Origin of the sequence: Chrysiogenes arsenatis DSM 11915 (genome assembly GCF_000469585.1) — a bacterium.
Lineage (GTDB): Bacteria > Chrysiogenota > Chrysiogenetes > Chrysiogenales > Chrysiogenaceae > Chrysiogenes > Chrysiogenes arsenatis.
The window spans coordinates 204,222-226,988 of the sequence record NZ_AWNK01000006.1 but is presented as its reverse complement, the minus strand read 5'-3'; the positions used below and the strand labels follow the sequence as shown (position 1 = coordinate 226,988).

The 22,767-nt window shown below is 51.4% G+C and carries 15 protein-coding genes and 2 tRNA genes; 14 read left to right on the top strand and 3 right to left on the bottom strand.

The features are described 5' to 3' along the window. Nucleotides 1–3 precede the first annotated feature (3 nt). From P304_RS14165 to P304_RS17505, 8 genes are all read left to right on the top strand, one after another. Nucleotides 4–2,172 carry a putative bifunctional diguanylate cyclase/phosphodiesterase gene (locus P304_RS14165; protein ID WP_034764187.1) on the top strand — a complete coding sequence of 723 codons (2,169 nt, stop codon included), beginning with the start codon at nucleotides 4–6 and terminating at the stop codon, nucleotides 2,170–2,172. After that, complete coding sequence (locus P304_RS16035; protein WP_051321426.1) at nucleotides 2,169–4,496, top strand: PAS domain-containing sensor histidine kinase; 2,328 nt, start codon at nucleotides 2,169–2,171, stop codon at nucleotides 4,494–4,496. Before P304_RS14165 ends, P304_RS16035 begins: the two co-directional genes overlap by 4 nt. A gap of 42 nt (nucleotides 4,497–4,538) precedes the next feature. After that, entirely contained in the window at nucleotides 4,539–5,969 is a 1,431-nt protein-coding gene (locus P304_RS0105030; protein WP_027389644.1) for a sigma-54-dependent transcriptional regulator, read from the top strand. 221 nt (nucleotides 5,970–6,190) lie between these two features. After that, on the top strand, nucleotides 6,191–6,949 hold the full coding sequence (locus P304_RS0105025) for a hypothetical protein (protein WP_027389643.1): 759 nt from the start codon (nucleotides 6,191–6,193) through the stop codon (nucleotides 6,947–6,949). 377 nt (nucleotides 6,950–7,326) lie between these two features. Further along, on the top strand, nucleotides 7,327–7,992 hold the full coding sequence (locus P304_RS14155) for an HD-GYP domain-containing protein (RefSeq protein WP_051321425.1): 666 nt from the start codon (nucleotides 7,327–7,329) through the stop codon (nucleotides 7,990–7,992). A gap of 28 nt (nucleotides 7,993–8,020) precedes the next feature. Continuing rightward, nucleotides 8,021–9,655 carry a methyl-accepting chemotaxis protein gene (locus P304_RS0105015; protein WP_027389642.1) on the top strand — a complete coding sequence of 545 codons (1,635 nt, stop codon included), beginning with the start codon at nucleotides 8,021–8,023 and terminating at the stop codon, nucleotides 9,653–9,655. 294 nt (nucleotides 9,656–9,949) lie between these two features. Beyond that, on the top strand, nucleotides 9,950–11,620 hold the full coding sequence (locus tag P304_RS0105010; protein WP_027389641.1) for a methyl-accepting chemotaxis protein: 1,671 nt from the start codon (nucleotides 9,950–9,952) through the stop codon (nucleotides 11,618–11,620). A 151-nt stretch (nucleotides 11,621–11,771) separates the two neighbouring features. Continuing rightward, entirely contained in the window at nucleotides 11,772–14,345 is a 2,574-nt protein-coding gene (locus P304_RS17505) for a flagellin N-terminal helical domain-containing protein (RefSeq protein WP_027389640.1), read from the top strand. Nucleotides 14,346–14,362: 17 nt separating this feature from the next. Here the strand turns inward: P304_RS17505 and corA are convergent, their stop codons facing one another. The 3 genes from corA to P304_RS0104990 form a co-directional block, all read right to left on the bottom strand. Next, nucleotides 14,363–15,322, bottom strand: a complete 960-nt coding sequence (gene corA / locus P304_RS0105000; RefSeq protein WP_027389639.1) for a magnesium/cobalt transporter CorA — start codon at nucleotides 15,320–15,322, stop codon at nucleotides 14,363–14,365. Nucleotides 15,323–15,466: 144 nt separating this feature from the next. Next, nucleotides 15,467–15,543 (bottom strand) — tRNA-Met (locus P304_RS0104995). 11 nt (nucleotides 15,544–15,554) lie between these two features. Beyond that, nucleotides 15,555–15,631, bottom strand: a tRNA-Met gene (locus P304_RS0104990). Between the two features lie 103 nt (nucleotides 15,632–15,734). Here P304_RS0104990 and P304_RS0104985 point away from each other — a divergent pair. Genes P304_RS0104985 through hldE form a run of 6 tightly spaced genes read left to right on the top strand, consistent with a single transcriptional unit; the run spans nucleotide 15,735 to nucleotide 22,694 of the window. Next, nucleotides 15,735–16,754 carry a deoxyguanosinetriphosphate triphosphohydrolase gene (locus P304_RS0104985; RefSeq protein WP_027389638.1) on the top strand — a complete coding sequence of 340 codons (1,020 nt, stop codon included), beginning with the start codon at nucleotides 15,735–15,737 and terminating at the stop codon, nucleotides 16,752–16,754. Then, nucleotides 16,751–18,223, top strand: coding sequence for a PleD family two-component system response regulator (locus P304_RS0104980; RefSeq protein ID WP_027389637.1), 1,473 nt, complete (start codon nucleotides 16,751–16,753; stop codon nucleotides 18,221–18,223). The genes P304_RS0104985 and P304_RS0104980 overlap by 4 nt, the downstream gene beginning before the upstream one ends. Continuing rightward, entirely contained in the window at nucleotides 18,220–19,266 is a 1,047-nt protein-coding gene (purM, locus tag P304_RS0104975) for a phosphoribosylformylglycinamidine cyclo-ligase (protein WP_027389636.1), read from the top strand. The genes P304_RS0104980 and purM overlap by 4 nt, the downstream gene beginning before the upstream one ends. Continuing rightward, entirely contained in the window at nucleotides 19,259–19,867 is a 609-nt protein-coding gene (gene purN, locus P304_RS0104970; protein ID WP_027389635.1) for a phosphoribosylglycinamide formyltransferase, read from the top strand. Before purM ends, purN begins: the two co-directional genes overlap by 8 nt. A 14-nt stretch (nucleotides 19,868–19,881) precedes the next feature. Then, nucleotides 19,882–21,225: a M16 family metallopeptidase gene (locus tag P304_RS0104965; RefSeq protein WP_027389634.1), complete on the top strand. Its 1,344-nt coding sequence runs from the start codon at nucleotides 19,882–19,884 to the stop codon at nucleotides 21,223–21,225. Then, a complete protein-coding gene (gene hldE, locus P304_RS0104960; protein WP_027389633.1) occupies nucleotides 21,222–22,694 on the top strand; it encodes a bifunctional D-glycero-beta-D-manno-heptose-7-phosphate kinase/D-glycero-beta-D-manno-heptose 1-phosphate adenylyltransferase HldE in 1,473 nt (490 codons plus the stop codon). Before P304_RS0104965 ends, hldE begins: the two co-directional genes overlap by 4 nt. Nucleotides 22,695–22,767 lie beyond the last annotated feature (73 nt).

The following is a 22,767-nucleotide window of genomic DNA, read 5'->3' as shown; positions in this document are numbered from 1 at the left end:
GATATGAAAGCGACCAGCAGAAACCTTTTGTTCGCGTTTCTTTTTCCGGCGATGTTGGTCGTCATGCTGGCGTTTGCCTTCGGGTATTGGTCGTTTTCGACTTTGAAAGGGCACTATGTTGACGTCAGTGCGTCGCAAGCGCGCGATTTACAGACCATTCACGCTGCGGCACAGTTCAGTCGTAGTGTGGGGGATTTACATAAGCACATAACTGCCACACTCGAACTTGCCCGCCGAGGGGCAAGTTCGGAAATTGAGCTGTATTACCGTCATGGGACAATTGTTGATATGTTGTCAGCTCGTTTGCTCGAAGCCGAAGCGCTTGCCGCGTCAGAACTGTTACGCGAAGTAAATCATGGCAGCACCGTGGCGCTGTTGCAGGAATTTCAGCGGTATCAGTATTTTGTGATTATGGCGACGGATATTGCCGCTATCGACCCTTCCACGGCGGAAAATTACATTGATGCGGCACAGAAACACTTTATCAATTTTTCTAGCTATGCCCACCGCATTACAGAACTCTTGTCCGCCAGAGCGGACATTCGCCATGCAAAAGCCATGGAAATGCTGTACGACTATTTTTCCTGGGTCGCTTGGGCTGGCGGGCTCAGTTTAGTGTTCATGGTTTTGTCGGCACTTTTTTCGGGTCGACTCATTGGTCGCAATTTGCGTGTTATTACCGACGCGCTGAGTGATCTTGCTCTGTCCGATGGAAAATTTCCACCGCTCCCTGAAGTCGACGCTCTGGCGCAACAAGCGAAGGGTGAAGTACGGCAGGTGGCGCAGGCTCTGCTGGCACTTCGCGATGCCGAAGTGCGGCGGCGTGAAGCGGAGCAGCAAGCGCATTATCTGGCGCACTACGATACGCTGACGGGGTTGCCGAATCGCCATTTATTGAGTGAATACATCAACCACGCTCTGCAATTCTGCACCAGTTCCGGCCATTATGGCGCTTTGCTCTATTTGGATCTCGATAATTTCAAAACGGTGAACGATACCCGTGGGCATAGTATTGGCGATAAACTTTTACAAGAAGTTACCGCTCGTTTACGTACGTTGGCCGTTGCTGAAGGAATGTTGACGATGGGACGTTTTGGTGGTGACGAGTTTGCTTTGCTGCTCGATACTCTGGGAGTGAATCGCGCCCAAGCGGTACACCGAGTAGAGTTGTTTGCAGAACAGGTGCGACTGTCGTTAAGTGTGCCGTATGTGATTGACGGCGAGGGGTACCGCGTGACGCCGAGTATTGGTGTTGCGCTGTTTCAGGATGGTACGCACGATGCGGAAGAGCTGTTTAAATGTGCCGATGCCGCCATGTATCAGGCGAAAAATGCCGGTCGCAATACCATCCGTTTTTACGATCCCGCCCTTCAGGCCACACTGGAGTATCGCACGTCGCTGGAACACGATTTGCAGCAAGCGTTGGAAAAGAAGGAATTCCGTTTGGTGTTCCAACTTCAGGTGGATGGCGAAGGTCGTCCTTTTGGTGCCGAAGCATTGCTACGCTGGCATCATCCCGTGCGAGGTGTGGTGTCGCCCGCTGATTTTATTCCACTGGCCGAAGAGACGGGCTTGATTGTTCCGATCGGGTATTGGGTGTTGGAAACAGCGTGTCAGCAATTGGTAGCGTGGCAGCAACGGCCAGAGTCAGCGCACCTCACGCTGGCAGTCAATATGAGTGCACGGCAGTTTAAAGATCCGGCGCTGGTGAAACATATCGGGCGGATAGTACATGAAACCGGGGCTCGCGCCGACCGCTTGAAGCTGGAGCTCACCGAAAGCGCGGTGTTGGAGCGCGTCGAAGAGACGATTGCCAAAATGCAGGAGATCAAGCGGAGCGGGATTACGTTTTCGATGGATGACTTTGGTACGGGGTATTCGTCGCTGCAATATCTGAAGCGGCTGCCGCTCGATCAGATGAAAATTGATCAGTCATTTGTGCGCGATATTCACGATAACCCTGAAGATGCGGCGATTGTCAAAACCATCATTGCTATGAGTCATGCCCTGAATTTAGAGGTGGTTGCCGAAGGGGTTGAGACGGCGGCACAGGTGGAATTTCTGATGTCGCAAGGGTGCCGCGCATTTCAGGGGTACTTTTTCTGCCGTCCGATTCCGGCGCAAGAGTTCACCCAACGGTTGCGAAACTCTGCCCGCTTGGGGGCGTCATGAGCGCTAGCCGCAACCTGATATTACTCTTTTTGTTGCCAGCTCTTTTTGTCATTCTGCTGACATTGGCGTTGGGGTATTGGTCCATTCGCACCGTAGATGAACGGCAGCAGTCCGCTTCTGCATTGCAGCATAATGATTTACAAGTTATTCGCGATGCGGCCAAGTTCAGCGAAGGGATGAGTTTGCTGCATATGCGTGTGGTGGCAACGCTGGAAAAGGCGGAAGAGAGAGCGCTCTCTGAGTTGCAACTCTATTTCCTGCATGCTGAGTTTGTCGAAGAGCTGAATCAATTTGGTGAACGTGTGGCGCACCTCGCTCACTCTGATTTACTTCAGGAAATTGACGAGTCGAGTGCGGCCGCGTTGGTGCATGAGTTTCACGAATACCGCCGTTTTGTGCTGCAAGCGACTGACATTGCCGCGGTCGATTACACGATGTCGCACCACTATCTTGATGCGGCAGGGCAGCACTTTGCGAATTTCACCCTCTATCCGCACCGTATCAGCCAGCTTTTTGTGGAGCGCGCGAGTGTGCGTATCGAGAGCATTTCACGTGAGTCGCGGCAGTACCTAACGCAAATTATGATAGTCGGCGGTGTTGCACTCTTTCTTATACTGATGTTGGCGCTGCTTATCACCGCGAGCGTGAGTCAAAAGTTGCGCGTGATTGCCAATGCACTGTTTGACCTTTCGCGCGACAAGAACCATTTGCCCGAGCTTCCCGCTATTGAAGCGCTGCAAAAACATTCCGATGGGGATTTTGGCAGAATGGCTCGCGCGCTTTTGGCCTTTCGCGATACAAAATCACGCCTGTTGGAGGCACAACAGCTTGCCAGTATCGGCAACTGGGAGTGGCTGATTCAGGACGGAAGTCTGTACTGGTCGGATGAGGTCTACCGTATTTTCGGGCTGATTCCGCGTGAATTTGAAGAAACCTACGAAGCGTTTCTCGGGTACGTTCATCCTGAAGATCGTCATTTTGTGGAAGAGAGTGTTCGGCTGGCGCTGGAGGAAAAACGCCCCTACAGCATCGATCACCGTATTATCCTCGCTGATGGTACGTTGAAGTATGTCCACGAGCGGGGCGAAGTGAAATTTGACGACTCGGGAACGCCGCTACGGATGATGGGAACGATACAGGATGTAACGCGCGTGAAAATGATCGAAAATGCGTTGCGCGCGAATCAGGTGCGCTACCAGAAGCTTTCGGAACAATTCCGCGCTTTACTGGATGCTATTCCCGATGCCATTGTTGAAGTTGACCGTGAATATGTGATTCGGTGGGCGAATGATGGTGCCGCAGAGTTTTATCGCCAGCCAGCATCAATGCTTCCCGGAAAGCGGTGTTACGAGATACTACAAGGGCGCACAGAGCCCTGCGAGACCTGTCCTATCGAAGCCTATGTAGCAGGAAGGCGCAAAAGTACAGGAATAATTACCCTCGGCGCGACAACGTGGGAAGTTAATGCGGCTCCCGGAAGCTTTGACACCAAGAAAGAGATTGCCACGTTTATTACGATATCGCGCAATATCACACAGCGGGTGCAGATGCAGCAGGATGCCATGCGCACGGCGCACCTATCCCTGTTGGGGCAGTTAAGCGCTGGAGTAGCGCATGAAATCAATAACCCCAATAGCTTTATCATGCTCAATACGTCGGTGTTAGACGATATCTGGCGCGATATGATCCGTAGTTTACCGCAACACGTGGAGACGCTGGAGGATTTTAGTGCGGGTGGTTTTACGTACCCCGAATTGCGTCATGAGGTTCCAGAAATGTTGGCGCGTATTCATCGTGCAACGGAGCGCATTAAAGGGATTGTTGAGCACTTAAAAGCTTTTTCGACGCAAGATAAGATGTCCCTCAACGAGCCGGTGCAGCTCAACGATGTGGTGCATGGTGCAACGTCTATGCTGGCAAGCGAAACGAAAAAACGGGCGGTGGCTTTACGTTTCGAGTTAGGGGAAAATCTGCCAACGGTGCGCGGAAGTGCGGCGCGGTTGGAGCAAATCATCATTAATTTCATTATGAATGCGCTGGAAGCCGTTCCCGAAAAGCGCGGGGAAATAACCGTGGCGACATATCGATTGAAAGGTGACGATATGCTGGCTGTCGAAGTGCGCGATAACGGATGCGGTATTGACACCGAAACACTGGCGCGCCTCTTCGAGCCGTTTTATACTACCAAACGTGGACGCGGTGGCACGGGTTTGGGATTGTCGATTTCACGTGCGACCGCTGAAGAGCATGGTGGTAGTATTGTTGTTGAGTCAACTGTCGGGGCAGGGGCGACGTTCCGTTTACTCTTACCAGTCGGGAAGTAGGGAATAGGTTTCCATGAATTTGATTGATGAAGGAGGGGCAGTATGGAACAGGATATTGCGATTCTTGTTGTTGACGATGAAGAAGATAGTCTTTTTTCTACGAAAGCAGCGCTCTATTCGGCCGGTTTTCGCAATCTGCAACTGGTCTCTGATCCGAGACTGGCAGTGGCAGCTGCGCAAAAACATCGTTCGCAGGTCGCGATTATTGATCTGATCATGCCGCATATGAGTGGGCAGGAGCTGTTGGGCGAGCTGAGTTTAGCGATGCCGGATACGGTTATGGTGATGATGACGGCGGTCAATGATGTCGATACGGCGCTCGGCTGCATGAAGAGTGGTGCGTTCGATTATCTTGTCAAGCCGGTAGATAAAAAACGGCTCTTGGCGACGGTGGAGAAGGCGATTGAAGTGAGCGGCTTGCGCGGTCAGTTGCGCTCTTTGCAGCATATGGTGCTGGATAACTCGCAAGTTCAGCATAATAAAGCATTTTCGCGCATCGTGTCGCAGAGTAGCCGGATGCACGCGTTGTTCCGCTATATCGAAGCGATTTCCTGTTCGCCTCAACCAGTATTGATTAACGGGGAGACCGGAACGGGCAAAGAGCTTTTTGCGGAAGCCGTGCACTGTGCGTCTGGCCGGACGGGTCAGTTTGTGGCGGTCAATATTGCGGGGCTAGATGACACGATGTTTTCGGACACGCTATTTGGTCATGTGAAAGGGGCCTTTACTGGCGCAGAACGGTCGCGTGAAGGGTTGATTGCACAAGCCGAAAATGGAACCCTTTTTCTGGATGAAATCGGAGAGCTGAGCGAGGCAAGTCAGGTGAAGTTACTGCGCCTCTTGCAGGATCGTCGCTACTACCCGGTGGGTTCTGATTCGTTGCGTTCGACCAATGCCCGCGTTGTTTTGGCAACCAATCGTGATTTAATTGAAGCGACGACGGAAGGGGTTTTCCGGAAGGACTTGTTGTACCGGATTCGGACGCACTCTGTCATTATACCACCGTTGCGTGACCGTCCAGAAGATATCCCACTGTTGCTGAACCATTTTGTTGAGCGGACAGCGGAAAGTTATCAACGCCCCGCGCCAACGATTGCTCCTGAGTTGGTTTCGTTTTTGCGCAGTTACGCCTTTCCGGGAAACGTGCGCGAGTTAGAGACGTTGGTTTTTGATGCTGTTGCGCGGTGTGGTGAGCGGCTGGAGCTGGTGCACATGGCAGCGAATATTCGTGAGCATTCCGAGCTGCACTCGTCGTTAGAAGGTGAGCCGGTTGGCGGTGCGGGGAATGGCTGTGTGTTAAGCGGCGTTTTCGGGTATTTTCCCACCCTGAAGGAGGTTGAGGATTTTGCGGTCAGCGCAGCGTTGACACTTACGGATGGTGTGCAGAGCAAAGCCGCTTCATTGCTGGGAATATCGAAACAGGCGCTCAGTCAGAAGTTGAAAAAAGGAAATGGGAGCGTCAACGCTGATTGACGGTCAATGATGGTTGATTATCGTTGTAAGTCGTTTTTTTATCGTTAAGTAACCATTTCTGATGTTGTTTTTTTCGTGTCGGGGTCAATATAGGTTGACCCCGATGAACGTTTGTCTTTTTGTAACTATTAGTAAACAAAGAAACATTGATGGCAGTCTCTTTGCACTTCTGATGCGCGTTTCGGGAACTCACTCCCCTACGTTGCAACGGGAGGCATGCCATGTTGGCACCACATTATACAGCGTTGTTTTCGATTGAAGAGCTGCAACGCCACCAACACGACGTTATGGCGTTGCTGCTGCAACGATTGCGCCAGCCGTCCAATATTGTTGCCTTGGCGCTTGATAACACATTTCAGGCAAATGAATCCGCTGGATTATGGCCGAAAAAAGCCAGTGAGGGGATTCAGGAAATTTTGCAGTGTCTTGATACCATTCAGCATACCTTTGCGCTTGGCAGAGATCCCGAACCGGTTGACCTGAATAGTGTTATTGAGATGGTGCTTGATGCCTCTGCTGCTCTGTTGCGGCACAATAATATTGTGCTGGAGCTCTGCGGTAAACCAGTTGCGGTGGCAGAGCGGCTGAATATTTCGCGGCACATGAGAGCGTCGCACAATGAGGCGTGTGCCCTGCTTGCACGGAAAAACTATGTGCTTGCCGATTCCGCCAAGCTGTTTCATGCCGCACTGGGCATTTTGGCATGGTTGAACCGTATGGTGGCTGCGGTAAAGGATCGCCAGCCCGATGTGGTGCCAATGCTATGCTTTCGCTTAGCATCACAGCCTGATGCCATACGGGTTGAGATACTTGCCCACTCGGTTGTGATTGATGAATCTGATTCCCGCGCACGGCTCCTGCGCGGTTTACTACGCCAGGCCATAGAAGGTGCGGAATTGAGTTATACGTATGACGCGATCGGTGCCACGCTTTCGTTAGTAATGATAGTACCGCTCTTTTGCATGCAGCAACCCGCGTAAAGAGAAGTGCCACATGCGATCACTATACCACCCGTCAATCTATGTTGACGGGTCTTTTTCTGTTGGTCGCATGAAAGTGACTATGAAAAAACGACTTATGTCGCAATGCGCTTTTGGTCAATTGGCATTGGTCAACCGTTCGAGAGGCATTTTGTTCGCGTAAGGTATTAAAAATGAGTGGTTTACGGTTTGGCACGCTCCTTGTAATAGAGAGTCGCATAGGAATTACTTCCAGTTTGGAGAGGTGCTTTATGTGCACAGCAACCAGTCAAGCCGATGCGACACTCAGTATAGTGTCTTTGGGAGCGAACAAAGAGCAGTCAACACGTGTACGCAGAAGGTATAATCGTCATTTAGGAGGGCGGAGGGGGGATAGTATGGTTACGTCACCGTTTACGAATAAAGCGAAGCGCAATGGATTGAATGCACTGGCGATTGGCTATTGCACCGAAACGCAAGAACATGTGCGCCGCGTTCAACATTACGCCGGAATACTGACGGAGCAATTGTGGGAGATGGGGCATCCCGAAGTTACCACGCAGTTGCGGAACTATATTGTTCCACTTGCCGCCATTCACGATATCGGGAAGCTCGCTATTTCGCCGGAAATTCTCACGAAGCCGGGGAAGCTGAGTCGGGATGAATTTCGTCAAATTCAGACGCATACTACGCTGGGTGCCGATATGCTGGAAAATATGGTCGATCAATTTGTTGATCACGAGGCATTTAATATGGCGCGCGATATCGTGATTTATCATCACGAGCGGTATGATTCGCTTGGCTATCCACACGGGATTCGTGGGGGATCGATACCCTTTGCAGCCAGAATTGTAGCGTTAGCGGATGTTTTTGATGCGCTCAGTAGTAAACGTTGCTATAAGGATGAGTATCAACCAGCGCAGTGTCGTACGATTATCGCCGCCGAAATGGGGCGGCAGTTTGACCCTTCAGTCGTGTCAGCATTTTACCACTGCGAGGAAGATATGTGGTCGGTTCGTCGTGAGTTAGATGACGCACCCGCGCGTGACCTATGGGCGGTATGAGTGGAGAAGATGTGGGTAGGGGGGTTCTATGCGAGTCGTGCACAGGCAGATGGTTTTGGTATTTTCGTTTGTAGTTTTTTTAGTGGTCGTTGGTGGAATTGGGCTTTCCAGCATGAAAGAGAGTCAGGATGGATTACACACCGTGTATCACGACCGCGTTGTTCCTCTGCGCGATTTAAAGCAGATTTCTGATCTGTATGCGATCAATATTGTCGATGCGACCCATAAATCACGTAATGCCAATATCTCCATGGCCGCGGCATTAAAGTTAGTGGAAAATGCGGAAGAGGCGATTGCGAAGTTGTGGAGTGGCTATTTAGCGACGGAGTTAGTGGCAGAAGAAACACGGCTGATCGATCAGATCCGTCCCTTGATGCCTCGCGCTGAGGCAAGCATCCAAAAATTGAAAAAAATTCTTTATGATAGCGATGGGCGCGCACTGGCGGCATTTGCCAACGATGAACTCTATCAAGTGGTAGAACCCTTGACGGATAAATTTGCCGAACTTATCGAGGTGCAACTCAATGTGGCGCGCGTGGAGTATGAAAGTGCGCAGAGTCGTTATGAGCGCAACTTATGGTTAACCATAGGATTGTTACTTGGTGCGATTGTTGTTGGTGTGCTCATTGCGGGGTTTATTACTCGCACGATTGTCGGGCCATTAAATCACTCGGTAGATTTTGCCACAGCCGTTTCGCAGGGCGATCTGACGCGGACACTTCCGGTGAAACAGCGCGACGAGGTTGGTTTGCTGGTCTTAGCGTTGAATCGCATGGTGGAAAGTTTGCGCGCTACCGTGGAGCAAATTCATGAAACGGCTACGGGCGTGGCATCTGCGAGCGAAGAGTTAAGCAGCGCTTCGGTGCAGATGAGTTCTGGCATGAGTTTACAGGCCGAGCGGGTTTCGCAAATCGCTTCCGCGTCGACGGAAATGGCGCAAACATCAAGCGCCATTGCTGGCAATATGAATACTATTCAGCAGAGCACGGTAGAGGCGCTTGAATTATCGCGCGAAGGGGGACAGAAAGTAAAATTGTCGGCCAAAGAGATGATTTCCATCGCGCAACAAGTGGCGGAAGCGTCAAATTATGCCCGTTCACTAGAAGAAAAAGCGGGTCGGGTGCAGGAAGTCATCCGTATGATTGACGACATTGCGGAGCAGACAAACCTGCTGGCGCTGAATGCGGCGATAGAAGCCGCGCGTGCCGGAGACGCCGGGCGAGGGTTTGCGGTGGTTGCGGATGAAGTGCGTAAGCTGGCAGAGCGAAGTGCGCAGTCGACCAGCGAAATCAATACCATTGTTGTCAGTATGCAAGGTGGGGTTGACCAAGTGGTCAGTTCGATGGATTTGGTCAACACGAAAGCGCAAAATGGGAATGTGTTAGCGCAGGAAACTGATGCGGCTTTTGCCGAAATCATTGGTGGCATGGAAACGCTGCAAGAGTTGATCATACAGAATGCGGCTTCCGTTGAAGAGATGTCGGTTACCGCAGATCAGATTACGGAAGATATTCAAGCGATAGCTTCGGCGTCAGAACAGACTGCGCGTTCCTCGGAAGAGGTTTCCCGTGCCTCAAGTGACCTAGCCGCACTGGCGTCCGATGTTCAACAAAGTGTCTCATTCTTTCAGGTATCATCGCCTGCAATGGTTGCCAGAAGATAATCCGAACGGTAAGCGCGCGATTCTCGCATTCGCAAAAGCCCTCGTCAAGTACGCTTGACGGGGGCTTTTGGCGTTGACGCTCTTTCAACTCATTATAAAAAAGAGAGATGCGATGCCGGTAACCATATTTTGCTTGCTAGCTGTCAATCAAATATTGGGGGTGGTTTTGTGGTAATCGCTTTTTAATAAAAGAGTTACTGGTTGGCATGCTCCTTGTAATAGAGAGTGCAGGGTCGTGTGATCGGCATTCAGCAATCACCACGCTCTCACATGTTACCGAAAAAGGAGCAGAGTATGCAGTTACCATTTTTTCCACAGATGATCAAAGGGCGGCTTTTGGTTTTTATGTGTATGGCAGCGGTTGGCACGTTTATCTTACTGGCTGTTTCGCTCAGTGCGCTGAATCGCAATATGCACACGATTAAAAACGATGCCGTAATGGGAATGGCCCAAGCGTTACACAGTGTCGTGCAGAATTATTGGCAGCAGGCAGAGGCGGGCGAAATCAGTGTGGAACAGGCAAAAGATCACGCGCTGCGTGCGTTGCGCGCTGTGCGATATGGCGATAACGACTATATTTGGGTCAACGATATGCAGCCGCGTATGGTAATGCATCCGACGAATCCAAAGCTTGACGGAACCGATCTCGGTAACTTTGCTGACCCGAACGGGAAGAAACTTTTTGTGGATATGGTTGAAGTGGTACGTCGCGATGGTCAGGGGCTGGTGAACTATTTTTGGCCGAAGCCGGGCTTTAATCGTCCAGTGGAAAAGGCTTCGTATGTAATTGGTTTTGAGCCTTGGGGTTGGGTGATTGGGACGGGAGTGTATATTGACGACATCAATGCTCTGTTATGGGCGGAAGTGAAGCGGATGGCGCTGATTGTCGGGGTGCTGTTGCTCCTGACAGGTGTACCGATGGTGCTTATTTTGAAAACTATCATCAGTTCAACGTCGACGATTGCAACACTGGCACGCGATTTAGCTACGGGTGATGGTGATCTGACAAAGCGTATTCCACTGAGCGGCAAAGATGAACTGGCGCAGGTGGCGGGGTATGTAAACCAGTTTATCGAAAAGGTTCAACATATTATTGTCGGTGTGCGGCAGAGTACCGAAGGGGTGGCGTCGGCGAGTGAACAACTGAGCAGTTCTTCTTCACAAATGTCGCAAACCATGAATTTACAGGCTGAAAGCGTATCGCAGATTGCTTCGGCTTCGCTGCAAATGTCGCAGACGGTGAGTGGGTTAGGCGAAAATAATCAGCGCGTGCGCACCAATGCCGTTCAAGCGCTGAATGCGGCGCGTGATGGTGGTGGCAAGGTGGCTCAGACGGCGCAAGAGATGGAAGGGATTGCGACGCAGGTCGTTACAACGACTGAGTTCACCGCACAGTTGGTGTTGAATACGAAGCGGGTGGAAGAGGTGATTCGGGTTATCAGCGATATCGCCGATCAAACCAATCTCTTGGCACTCAATGCGGCGATTGAAGCTGCGCGAGCGGGCGACGCTGGGCGTGGCTTTGCTGTGGTTGCTGACGAAGTGCGTAAACTCTCGGAACGGAGTGCGCAATCGACAGCGGAGATTATCGATATTGTCAAAACCATTCAGGGTGGCGTTACGCAAGTTACTGAAGCTATGGATGTTATCAACAATAAGGTGCAGCAGGGCGTTTCGCTGTCGCGTGATACGAATAATTCATTTCAGGTTGTATTAAACAGCATTCTGGCACTTGATCAACTGATTGCGCAGAATGCCAATGCTATGGGAGAAATTCACAAGGCTTCCGATCAAGTCAGCGACGATATTCAGTGTATCTCTTCGGCAACGGAGCAATCGGCGAAAGTTTCCGAAGAGGTGGCGTTTGCGGCCAACGACTTGGCGCGATTAGCGGCGGAAGTGCAGCGCAACCTCTGTGCATTTATTATCGACAGCCGTAATCAGTTGGCGAGTGCGTATGTGTGACGAGGGATGTTGTCGATATAAGTTATTTTAGGTAGTGTACTTGAGATATTTTTCAGATTCTATCCGAAAAATATCTCAAGTATTTCGGACATCATCCGAAAAGTAATTCACCGGCAAGGATGCCAGTGGAAAACTCAAGGAGGATACCCCGATGTCCCTCTCAATTTATAACAACATTGCCTCGATGAATTCCCAGAACGCGCTCCGCGTGAATCAGGGAAGTTTGGCAAAATCTCTCGAACGTCTTTCCTCTGGCATGCGCATCAACCGGGCATCTGACGATGCTTCTGGTTTGGCAATTTCGGAAAAAATGCGCGGACAGATTCGGGGGATTGCCCGCGCGGTTTCCAACGCTCAAGATGGTATTTCGCTGATTCAGACGGCGGAAGGTGCCCTCAGCGAAACGACCGCTATCTTGCAGCGGATGCGTGAACTTGCGGTTCAGGCATCAAACGGAACGTACACTTCTAACGACCGCGAAGAGATTCAAAAAGAAGTTCTTCAGCTCAAAAATGAGATCGACCGTATCTCAACTTCTACCGAATTCAATACAAAGAAGCTCTTGAATGGCGATGCTACGGCACGCTGGTCAACTTCTGATAGCGATAAAATCGAAGCGATTGTCCGCGATCGCGTTATCAGTGGCAACTACCGTCTTGATGTGACAACCAAGGTTGGCGCAAATCAGGTGCTCAAGTCTGACATTATGACGTTGCGTGCTGGAGCTTTCGCTGGCGATATTTTGACCGCAGCGGGTGTCAGTGGTGCCAATGGTGCGGTGAATTCTTCGGGTATTACCGCCATCATCGATGCGCAGGGGGTTCGCTCTGGATCGATTGACGAGCGGACGTATCGCATTAACGTGGCCGCCCAAAGTAGCGGCGCGACGATGGGGATTTCTGGGGTTCCGGTGGGCGAAGTCTGGTCGTCAGGCACTGACATGGCAGGCGTGATGGGGATGTACCAACAGGTTGGGTCGAGCTTCAGTATCCGTGGCACGGCTTCGTCGCAAACGGCGGTATTGCAAGATAACTCTCTGGTGCTGAGCTCAGGGATCAACGTGGTGGCGGGCGTACACGGATATTTAGAAGTCGAATTTATGCATGATATTGCGGTGAATTCATCAGGTGGAACGGCTGGGGCGGTTACCGGAGCGGCACGTATACGCTTTATTGACGTGAAAACAGGCGAAACGGGTCAGTGGGCGGACGCTACGATGAGCGCCAACGGTGGCTTACACCTTGCTGCAAACGATGTTTCCGGCTGGCAAGTGCTTACCACAGGTGGCTCCGGTGCGGTGAACTCTATTTTTGACACGGCCATCGCCGGTCAAAATCTCCTCTATTTTGGAAGCGGCAGCCAAATCAAGGCTGGTGATAAAGTGTTATTGAGCCTTGATGCTGGTGAGACGTTGAATGACACCATGTCGATAGGGGCTGGAGCGATCAAGATTGACGAGCGCTTTGACGATGGGGCGACAGGTGCGCCACGCGAAATTCGCGGTGCCTACTATGTAACGTATACGGCGGGTGGATTGCAGAGCACGGCGCTCACGGCTGGCGACAAAGAGATCACCTATCATCTGGCGCAATTGGACGAAAGTAACGGTTCATTAACCATTGGTTCTATCTCCCTGGCGCTCAAGTCGAATCAGGCGGGAACGATGGTGGATAATGATTTGAATATGGAGATTCGTGGTGTGGGCGGGATCGCTTCAAGCTACACAAAATTGATCGATATCGAGACGTTTACAACGCCTGATGGTACGAATGCTTTTGATATTTCACAGCGTGTAACCCTGTACGGGAATGGGAAGACGGTTGATATCTACCTTGAAGCCGATGACACGCTGAGCGATCTTGAAATCAAATTTCAAACGGCAATTACGTCAAAAGTCTCTGGTCTTGGCATTACGCTTGGAAGTACTGCTACCGATGCGCACAGTGTTGACTTTATCGGAAAAGGGTCGGCGATTGCCAATACCCATGCCGCAGTTGAGGGGACGTTATTGATTCGCTCTTTGCTTAATGGTGTACAAGGGGAAATCAGCTTGGTTGCGGATCAGCGGGTCATTGACGGTTTGAACCTGCAGCGCCTGCAAAAAGCTCAAGAAAATGTGTACCAAGTCAGTGTGTTTGATGCTCATACAGGAAGCCCGATTGGGAGCGATGTGGTTGGCGATGGGGTGATGGAAAACGTTATCCAAGGGATTGACGTGAAATTCCAAGGGAGCATTGGCGTGAATGGTGAGTGGGATCCGACTACGGCAAAAGTTCGGTTCACCTCAGCCAATGTACCAACCTCTATGTACATTCATTTGGTTGATAGTTCGATGGATTTCCAGATCGGCGCGAACGAAGGGCAGACGATGAATGCCAGTATCGGGCAGGTGGATGTGAAATCTTTAGGGTTGGAGAATGTCGTGGTGGTGTCGCAAGAGGCAGCTCAGTCGGCCATTTCCAGTATCGATAAGGCGATCAGCCTTGTTTCGGCAGAGCGTTCCAAGCTTGGTGCGATTGCCAACCGCCTTGACCACACCATCAACAGCTTGAGTGTGGCTGAAGAAAATCTGCAATCGTCAGAAGCTCGTATCCGCGATACTGATGTGGCGGAGGAGATGTCAAAGTTCACCTCTATGCAGATGCTCAGTCAGGCGGCACAAGCGATGCTGGCGCAGGCGAATCAGTTGCCACAGGGGTTGATGCAATTACTTCAGCAGCGGTAAGTGAAGTATAAAATATTTTAAATCCACCCTTTGCGCTTAAATACGACGAGCGGCATGATGGCGGCGAATACCATGAGTACGATGGAAAAGATGTAGCCGTAGTCCCAGTGAAGCTCCGGCATAAAGTCGAAGTTCATACCATAGATGCTGGCAATCAGTGTCGGTGGCAGGAAAATAACGTTCACGATAGTGAAGATTTTGATGACTTTGTTCTGTTCAATTCCCAGCAGGCCAAGGAAAACGTTTTGTAGGTAATCAAGCCGTTCAAAATTAAAATCGGTATGTTCTATCAGTGATTTTATGTCTTTGAGCATGATGAGCACTTCGCTTTTCAGCGACTCTTTGAATTTTTTTGATTTCAGTATTGAGGTAAGGATGCGTTGTTTATCGGTGAGGTTTTCACGCATTTTCATATTGAGATCTTCGTATGATGCAATTTTTTGCAGGATTTCCTCATCGTCGTTGGCGTAATCGGTAAATACCAGTCGTCTGATTTTTGCAAGATCCTTAGAGAGGAACTCAATGGTATCAGCATCGATATCAATCCGGATATCAAGAACTTTACAGAATACGTCGTCGCCATCGCGGAAATCGTTGGGTGAGTTAATCAACTTGCGGTGTAATTCGTGGAAACTGTTTAGTTCTTTATAGCGGACAGAAAAGAGTACTTTATCTTGCAAGATAAAGGAGACGGTTTCGTTATGCGGGTTGTTTTCGTTGGTAATCAAAAAGTAACTGTTGATTTCTATGCGTCGATCTTCTTCCCAGTAACGTGAGCTGATTTCGATTTCTTGGCTTTCCTGCTGCGAAGGGATAAAGGTTTTGAACAGTGATTTGACAATGCGCACATCTTCTGGTGTCGGGCTCAAAAGGTCGATCCAGAGGAATTGATCATTTTGCGACTGACTTGCCATCAGAGATTCAATACCTTCTATGAGTTGGATTGTATCGCCGATTTTAACAAAGCTGCGCACCATAACGGACTCCTTTGAACACTCAGAATTGGACTCTCTGCGTATATCATAAGCGCGATAAAAAAGTAACACGTGGCGTAAGAAAGTTTTTGGAGTGCAGACAAAAAAGAACTAGCGAGTTGCGTCGCTAGTTCTGTGTTGGCTGAATGGTGGCGGTGCGGTGGATCGAACACCGGACACCCCGGATATGAGCCGGGTCCTCTAACCAGCTGAGGTACACCGCCGAGGATAAAGTTGGTTGCGGGGGCCGGATTCGAACCGACGACCTTCGGGTTATGAGCCCGACGAGCTGCCTAGCTGCTCTACCCCGCGACAACGAGGGGGACTTATAGCAATCGGCATTTATAAAGTCAACAGTTATTTCAAATTGTTTTCCAATTCTTGACAGCGCCACAAAATACAGTAATCTAGCTGGATGATACGAACCCAACTTGAACACCGCGAATCGCTCACCCTGCATCCGGCCGCTATGCTCGCAAGCCGAAGCGCGGGGCGTTTGCATAAAGAACTGGCCTGCGATTTCCGCACCGATTTTTTACGTGATCGAGATCGCATTCTCCATTGTAAATCCTTTCGTCGTTTAAAGCATAAAACGCAAGTATTTCTTTCGCCGTCCAATGACCACTATCGCACTCGTCTGACGCATACGTTGGAAGTGGCGCAGATTGCCCGCACTATCGCCCGTGCGTTAGCACTGAACGAGGATCTCACCGAAGCGATTGCGCTGGGGCACGATTTGGGTCATACCCCGATGGGGCATGCTGGGGAGCGAGTGCTGGCAGATATTTACGCTGGAGGGTTTCATCATGCGGTGCAAAGTCTGCGCGTAGTGGACATTTTAGAACGTGAAGGGCAGGGATTAAACTTGACCGCCGAAGTGCGCGACGGTATTTTGCGGCACTCCAAAGGGAAAGGGAAAATTCTAACGGATAAAAGCCCTATGACGCTGGAGGGGCAAATTGTCCGCGTTTCTGATGCGGTGGCGTATTTGAATCATGACATTGACGATGCCTTGCGCGCCGGACTGCTCGATTCGGCAGCACTTCCCAAAGCGGTAGTGGATCTTCTTGGTGCGACCCATGGGGCACGCATTCATACGATGGTGACCGATATTATTACCGCGACCTTAGCGGCGAATTATGAGCGGATTACGATGAGTTCAGCTATCAATCAGGCCACTGAGGAGCTAAAAAATTTTATGTACGAAAACGTCTATCCTCACCCGTTTATTCAAACTGAGTTTGATAAGGCCTATAAGATTATAAAAGAACTTTACGAATACTACCTTTCGCATATAAACTCCCTCCCATCAATCAGCGTGGATGGCGATTCACCTGCACGAAGGGTCTGTGACCATGTAGCAGGAATGACCGATCGCTATCTTTTAGATCAGTATCACGCTGTTTTCCTACCAAAACCGTGGGGGGTCTCATGAGTGCCATTCTGATTGCCGACAAAAGTCCAAGCCTGCGCAAGCTTTTTGAACTCACGTTTAGCGATGAGTATCAGCTGTACTTTGCTGGCACCGAAGCCGATATCCTTCCGCTCATTAAAGAGCATAAACCGGAACTCTTTTTTCTTGATGCTGAGTTTGCCGATTCTCACGACGCTACCGAAGCGTTGGTTGGCGAAGTCAAGTCGGCAAGTGGTATTCCCGTTGTTCTGCTTAAAAGTGATTTTAGCGAAGTGGGCGATATTGATGAAGTTGACCGTGTTGTGCAAAAGCCGTTTGAAGCGCAAGATCTCATTGCCTGCTACGATGAACTTGCCTTGCAGACGGGTGGCGGCAATGACTTTGCTGGCTTACTCGACGATATGGATGGAATTAGCGTTGTCGATCGCGAAGTGTCTGATAAAATCAGCAATTTATTCCAAGATGATGATGACGCGGACACCGGTGAACTCTCTGCCGATGACTTTTCCGGATTACTTGATGAGGCGGATGCAGCGCTCGAAATGCCGGATGAAGCGGCTGAGGAGGAGGCAGACCTACTCCTTGACGAGGGCGCTGACGAGGAAATTTCGGATGATCTGCTCGACTCCCTTGATGATATCGATGGACTTGATGACCTTGATATACCCGAGATGCCAGACACATCACTCCTAGACGATGATGATGCAGCAGAGGAAGTGACCGAAAGCGTCGATGTTGCCAATGACGATGAGTTTGCCGATATCGATTTTGGCGATGACGATCCCGCGGTCGAAGAAGAGCCGGAAACAGAAATAGAAGCAGCAGCAGAAGAAGAGCCTATTGCTAGCACAACGGCGTCATCGGCGAATGATGACATCATGGATACCATCAGCTCGTTTGAAGAACTTGCCATGCAGGATAGTGGCGATTATGGCGACGAGCCGCTGCCTGAGCTGAACCTGAGCGGCCCCGCGACGATTGACCAATCACTGCTTGATGAATATGAAATCGAGACTACTCCCGCCGCACCGCAGGCCAAACCGGCACGACATGACGAACCGGAAGCCGAAGTTGCCGATGATGAAGACTTTGCTCTGGCACGCTCCGCCAGCCGTGATGCCGACTTTGACTTTGACGATGAGGCGGCTTCCGGAGCACCTGCCCCTTCACGGCCAGCCGCTGCCGCCCAAACATTCCAGTTCGAACCACGCATTGAAATCAATCCGCAAGTGCATATGAGCGAACTCGAACTCAAAGTACCGGACGAATTTACCCCGAAGGTGTTTTTTAGTGAACCTAAAGGGCCATTCACCGAATTGCGGGTAGTGATTGATAATGAGTATCTTGACGAAATGGTGCGGAACAATTTAGAAGATTCGCTCCGTACACTTGTACAGGAACAGATACAGGAAATTCTCCCCCGTGTCGCGCGGGAAGTAGTGCAAGAAGAAATTGAACGCCTGAAAAAAATAAGGATAGATAAGCTATGAGTGAAGCTCCGCAAAAAATGGTAACGTATAAGGATGCCGGTGTCGATGTCGATGCCGGTAATGCTTTTGTCAAAGGGATTTCGGCGATGGTTCGCTCGACTTTCACCAAAGGGGTCGTCGACAACTTTGGCGGCTTTGGGGGACTATTTCGCCTTGACACCAGCCGTTATAGGAAGCCATGTCTCGTGTCGGGAACTGATGGCGTTGGGACAAAATTAAAAATCGCGCAGATGATGGACAAACACGACACCGTCGGGATCGACCTCGTCGCAATGTGTGTCAACGACGTACTGGTGTTGGGTGCCGAACCGCTCTTTTTCCTTGATTATCTGGCATGTGGTAAACTCGCGTCCATCAAAAACCTTGATATCATTGCGGGTATTACCGAAGGGTGTCGCCAGGCAGGCGCCGCTTTGATTGGCGGCGAAACAGCCGAAATGCCCGACTTTTACCCCGATGGTGAATACGACTTGGCCGGCTTTGTGGTTGGCGTCGTTGACGAAGATCGCGTGATCAACGGCAGCACCATCATCCCCGGCGATGTCATCGTCGCGCTGCCTTCCAGCGGCGTCCATTCCAACGGCTATAGTCTCGTACGTAAACTCATTCTGACCCATCACGGTAAAACGCTCGACTGGGTGCCGGAAGGTTTTGATGTGCCGATTGGCGAGGTATTACTGACCCCAACGCGCATTTATGTGAAAAGCGTGCTCGCTGTGCTGGAAAAAGTGGCCGTGCGTGGCATGGTGCATGTGACCGGCGGCGGACTGACCGAAAATATTCCGCGTATCCTCCCATCCAATGTGAACGCGCGTGTCGAAGTGGCGTCACTCCCGACATTGCCAGTATTCGACCTTTTGCAGAAACTCGGTAACCTTCCTTTCGAAGAAATGGCAAAAACATTCAATCTTGGTTGCGGTTATCTCTTTGTTCTGCCAAAAGATGAAGTCGATACAGCGCTCGAAATTCTTCGTCAGCGCGGAGAAGCGCCGGTGGTGATCGGCTCGATCGTCGCTGGCGAGGGAGTCGTTGAGTATGGCTGAAAAAATCGCCGTCCTCCTGTCTGGGCGCGGCTCGAACTTTCTGGCCATCGCGCGCAATATTCAATCAGGCATAGTGACTGGCTGCGCGATCGATGTGGTGCTTTCCAATAAAAGTGACGCCCCTGGGCTGATAGCCGCGCGCGACATGGGCATCGCGACGGCAGTTTTTCGTCAGAAGGATTACGCCGACAAAGGGGCCTGCGAACAGGCGATGGTCACACTGCTGCGCGAGCGTGGCGTGCAGTGGATTGTCCTCGCGGGCTATATGCGGATTCTTGGCGCAGACTTCATTGACGCATTTGCTGGACGAATTCTCAATATCCATCCCTCGCTCCTTCCTGCCTTTATCGGGCTGGATGCGCAGAAACAGGCGCTTGATTATGGCGTAAAAGTGGCCGGATGTACGGTACATTTCGTAACCAATGAACTCGACGGTGGGCCGATTCTGCTGCAAAAAGTGGTGCCGGTGCTCGATGACGATGACGAAGCTTCTCTGTGCGCCCGTATTCTGGAACAGGAACATATCGCCTATTCGGAAGCGTTAGAACTCGTTGTTCACGGAAAAGTCTACGTTGATGGGCGCCGCGTCCGGCGGCGCTGACGAAGGGGAAATATATGAATCGAATTGGATTGATTTCACTGCTCATGCTGTTGCTTGCGCTGCCAGCAATGGTGCAGGCGACAACGACCCGCGAATTGGCAAACGGTATTACTTTCGTCACGATCCCTGACCATACTATACCCATTATATCGCTCAGCCTGCTGATTCCTGGTGGCGTTGTGGTACAGGATACGGATAACTCCGTGGCATCACTGGCCTATGCGCTCCTGCTGGAAGGGACGGAACGTTTTACGAAGCAAGAGATCTATTCGCTGGAAGAAACCGGTGGTTCCATCAGTGCGTCCGCGTCTTTGCGCAGTGGAAATATCAGTGCTACTGTTTTGCGTGAAGATGCCAGCAGAGCCGCAACCTATATACTTTCCATGTTTCGCGAAGCCACACTGAATCCAGTACGCTTCCCCGTTTTGCAAGAACAGGTACTTGCGACCATTGCCAATCGCCAAAGCTCACCCGCCGCCTATGGGCGTTATCTGTTCGAACGGGAGCGCTACCGCGCCACGCCGCGTGCCATGAGTCTCCATGGCGATCATGTCCTTACCGCGGCACTGACGCTTGACGATGTTCGCGCCTACTATGCCGCGCACATTCAGCACACGGCAGGGGCAGTATTTATCCTGAGCGGTGATATAGAAAACGCTACCGAGACGGAGATTCTGGCACTGGTCGAAGCGCTGCCGGAGCGTTCTGCTCGCGCCGACGCTTTGCGCGACTTCCCAGAACAGCCACTTGCGACTGCGGTTCCTGCCGCTCTCAATCAGGCGCAGATTTTTGTCAGCTATCGCGCCCCGCTGCCACGCGAAGTGTGCTTCTTTCCGGCAAAGGTGCTCAGCGCCGTGCTCGGTGGTGGCATGAGCAGTCGATTGTTTGGCGAACTGCGCGAAAAGCAGGGGCTCGCCTACTCCGTGCATTCCGGTTTTGGTACTGAAACGGCCAATCCATCATTTGATATTGTCATGGGAACATCGCAAGATAAATTCATCACTGCCCTTGAAGGGATTGCCACGGAACTGCGTCGCATAACGGCAGAAGTTCCAGACGAAGCAGAAGTGGAACGGGCGCGCAATTACATCATTGGCAATTTTGCCATGGCGCACGAAAGCGCAGCCGATATGGCGCACTTCAAGGGGATTTACCAACTGATGGGGCTTGGGGTAGCGTTTGACGACCGCTACAGCGATGGCATTGCCGCCGTGACACCGGAGGAAGTACACGCCTGCGCACAGCAAATTTTTGCGCAGCCGCCAGCGATTCTTGCCTATGGTGCACCTGAAGGGGCAGTGTTACCACCCACCGCACTTTTGGGTTTTCCCGATTCCGTGAGAAGCACGCAACCATGACATACCGCACCTTTGAAGCCGCCCTCAAGCGGTTTCCCAACATACATACGCTCGTTGTGGGCGACCTGATGATTGACGAGTATCTTTGGGGCAATGCCGAGCGGATTTCTCCCGAAGCACCGGTGCCCGTCGTTGATGTCCTGCGTGAAGATACCCGCTTGGGCGGTGCCGGCAATGTTCTGCATAACCTCGCCGCATTGGGAGTTCCCAGTGCGGTAGTTGGCGTTGTCGGGAACGATGATAACGGCACCGTACTGCGCAACATGATTGCCGCGCTCGGCGTCGATATCAGCGGCATTGCCGTACAAAATGGACGACGCACCTCGCGCAAAACGCGCGTGATGGCGGCGCACCAGCAGATGGTACGCATCGACCGGGAAAGTCGGGAGCCAATTGAAGCTTCGGCGGTTGACCTCTTGCTGCGCTGGGTCACCGCGCATATCAGCCGCTTTCAGGTTGTGATTCTTAGTGACTATGGCAAAGGGCTGCTCACTCAGGAATTAACGCAAGGAATTATTCAACAGGCCAGACTCGCAGGCGTGCCAATATTTGTTGACCCCAAGGGGAACGACTATTCGTTGTATCGTGGTGCGACGACCATCACACCAAACCGCAAGGAAGCGTCGTTGGCATCGGGCATCGCGATTCACTCGCCACAAACGCTGCAACAGGCCGGGGAAAAGCTCCTGCACGAACTCGATTTGGAAGTCATGACGATTACCCGCAGCGAAGAGGGGATGAGCTTGTTTTTCCCCGGTGGAGCCGTCGAACACATTCCTACCATGGCACGCGAAGTGTTCGATGTCAGCGGCGCTGGCGATACCGTGATATCCGTCATGGCCGTAGCCCATGCGTGTGGTCTGCCGTTTGTGGATTGCGCTCGCCTGGCTAATGCGGCCGCAGGGGTGGTGGTCGGCAAGCTGGGGACTTCGGTAGCAACGCCGGAAGAAATTCTGGAAAACCTCCGCTGGGAGCAAAATCACCTCGGTGCAAAAATCAAGGATCTCGATGCGCTCGTGCCGATTGTCGAGCGGCTGAAGCAGAGCGGGAAAAAAATTGTTTTCACCAACGGCTGCTTCGATATCCTGCACTATGGTCATATCACCTATTTGCAGGACGCGCGCAATCAGGGCGATCTGTTGATTCTCGGCCTGAACTCCGATGCGTCCATCCGTCGCCTGAAAGGGGAGAGTCGCCCCATTATCGGGCAGGATGAGCGGGCACACGTTTTGGCCGCGTTGGAGTGTATTGACTATGTGGTTATTTTTGATGAAGATACACCGTTGCGCTTGATCGAAGCGATTCAGCCGTACCGCCTAGCGAAGGGTGGCGACTATACGCCGGATAAAGTTGTCGGGCGCGAGGTGGTCGAAGCGCATGGCGGTGAAGTGGTCATCATTCCGTTTGTCGAAGGGAAATCGACAACGGGGATTATCGAGCGGATTCTGGCAAATCGCCACGAGAGCTAACGAGTGTGGCACGTACATCGACAGGCGTCAGAAGAGCGTTCATGTTCAATGTAAAAACAATACTCTTTGGGGG

What these genes read in the sequence shown, in the direction of transcription:
- P304_RS0105025 (WP_027389643.1), top strand. Translation starts at nt 6,191, where the DNA reads ATGTTGGCACCACATTATACAGCGTTGTTTTCGATTGAAGAGCTGCAA.
- purN (WP_027389635.1), top strand. Translation starts at nt 19,259, where the DNA reads ATGGCTGAAAAAATCGCCGTCCTCCTGTCTGGGCGCGGCTCGAACTTT.
- P304_RS0105010 (WP_027389641.1), top strand. Translation starts at nt 9,950, where the DNA reads ATGCAGTTACCATTTTTTCCACAGATGATCAAAGGGCGGCTTTTGGTT.
- hldE (WP_027389633.1), top strand. Translation starts at nt 21,222, where the DNA reads ATGACATACCGCACCTTTGAAGCCGCCCTCAAGCGGTTTCCCAACATA.
- purM (WP_027389636.1), top strand. Translation starts at nt 18,220, where the DNA reads ATGAGTGAAGCTCCGCAAAAAATGGTAACGTATAAGGATGCCGGTGTC.
- P304_RS0104980 (WP_027389637.1), top strand. Translation starts at nt 16,751, where the DNA reads ATGAGTGCCATTCTGATTGCCGACAAAAGTCCAAGCCTGCGCAAGCTT.
- P304_RS0104965 (WP_027389634.1), top strand. Translation starts at nt 19,882, where the DNA reads ATGAATCGAATTGGATTGATTTCACTGCTCATGCTGTTGCTTGCGCTG.
- P304_RS14165 (WP_034764187.1), top strand. Translation starts at nt 4, where the DNA reads ATGAAAGCGACCAGCAGAAACCTTTTGTTCGCGTTTCTTTTTCCGGCG.
- P304_RS14155 (WP_051321425.1), top strand. Translation starts at nt 7,327, where the DNA reads ATGGTTACGTCACCGTTTACGAATAAAGCGAAGCGCAATGGATTGAAT.
- P304_RS17505 (WP_027389640.1), top strand. Translation starts at nt 11,772, where the DNA reads ATGTCCCTCTCAATTTATAACAACATTGCCTCGATGAATTCCCAGAAC.
- corA (WP_027389639.1), bottom strand. Translation starts at nt 15,322, where the DNA reads ATGGTGCGCAGCTTTGTTAAAATCGGCGATACAATCCAACTCATAGAA.
- P304_RS16035 (WP_051321426.1), top strand. Translation starts at nt 2,169, where the DNA reads ATGAGCGCTAGCCGCAACCTGATATTACTCTTTTTGTTGCCAGCTCTT.
- P304_RS0105030 (WP_027389644.1), top strand. Translation starts at nt 4,539, where the DNA reads ATGGAACAGGATATTGCGATTCTTGTTGTTGACGATGAAGAAGATAGT.
- P304_RS0105015 (WP_027389642.1), top strand. Translation starts at nt 8,021, where the DNA reads ATGCGAGTCGTGCACAGGCAGATGGTTTTGGTATTTTCGTTTGTAGTT.
- P304_RS0104985 (WP_027389638.1), top strand. Translation starts at nt 15,735, where the DNA reads ATGATACGAACCCAACTTGAACACCGCGAATCGCTCACCCTGCATCCG.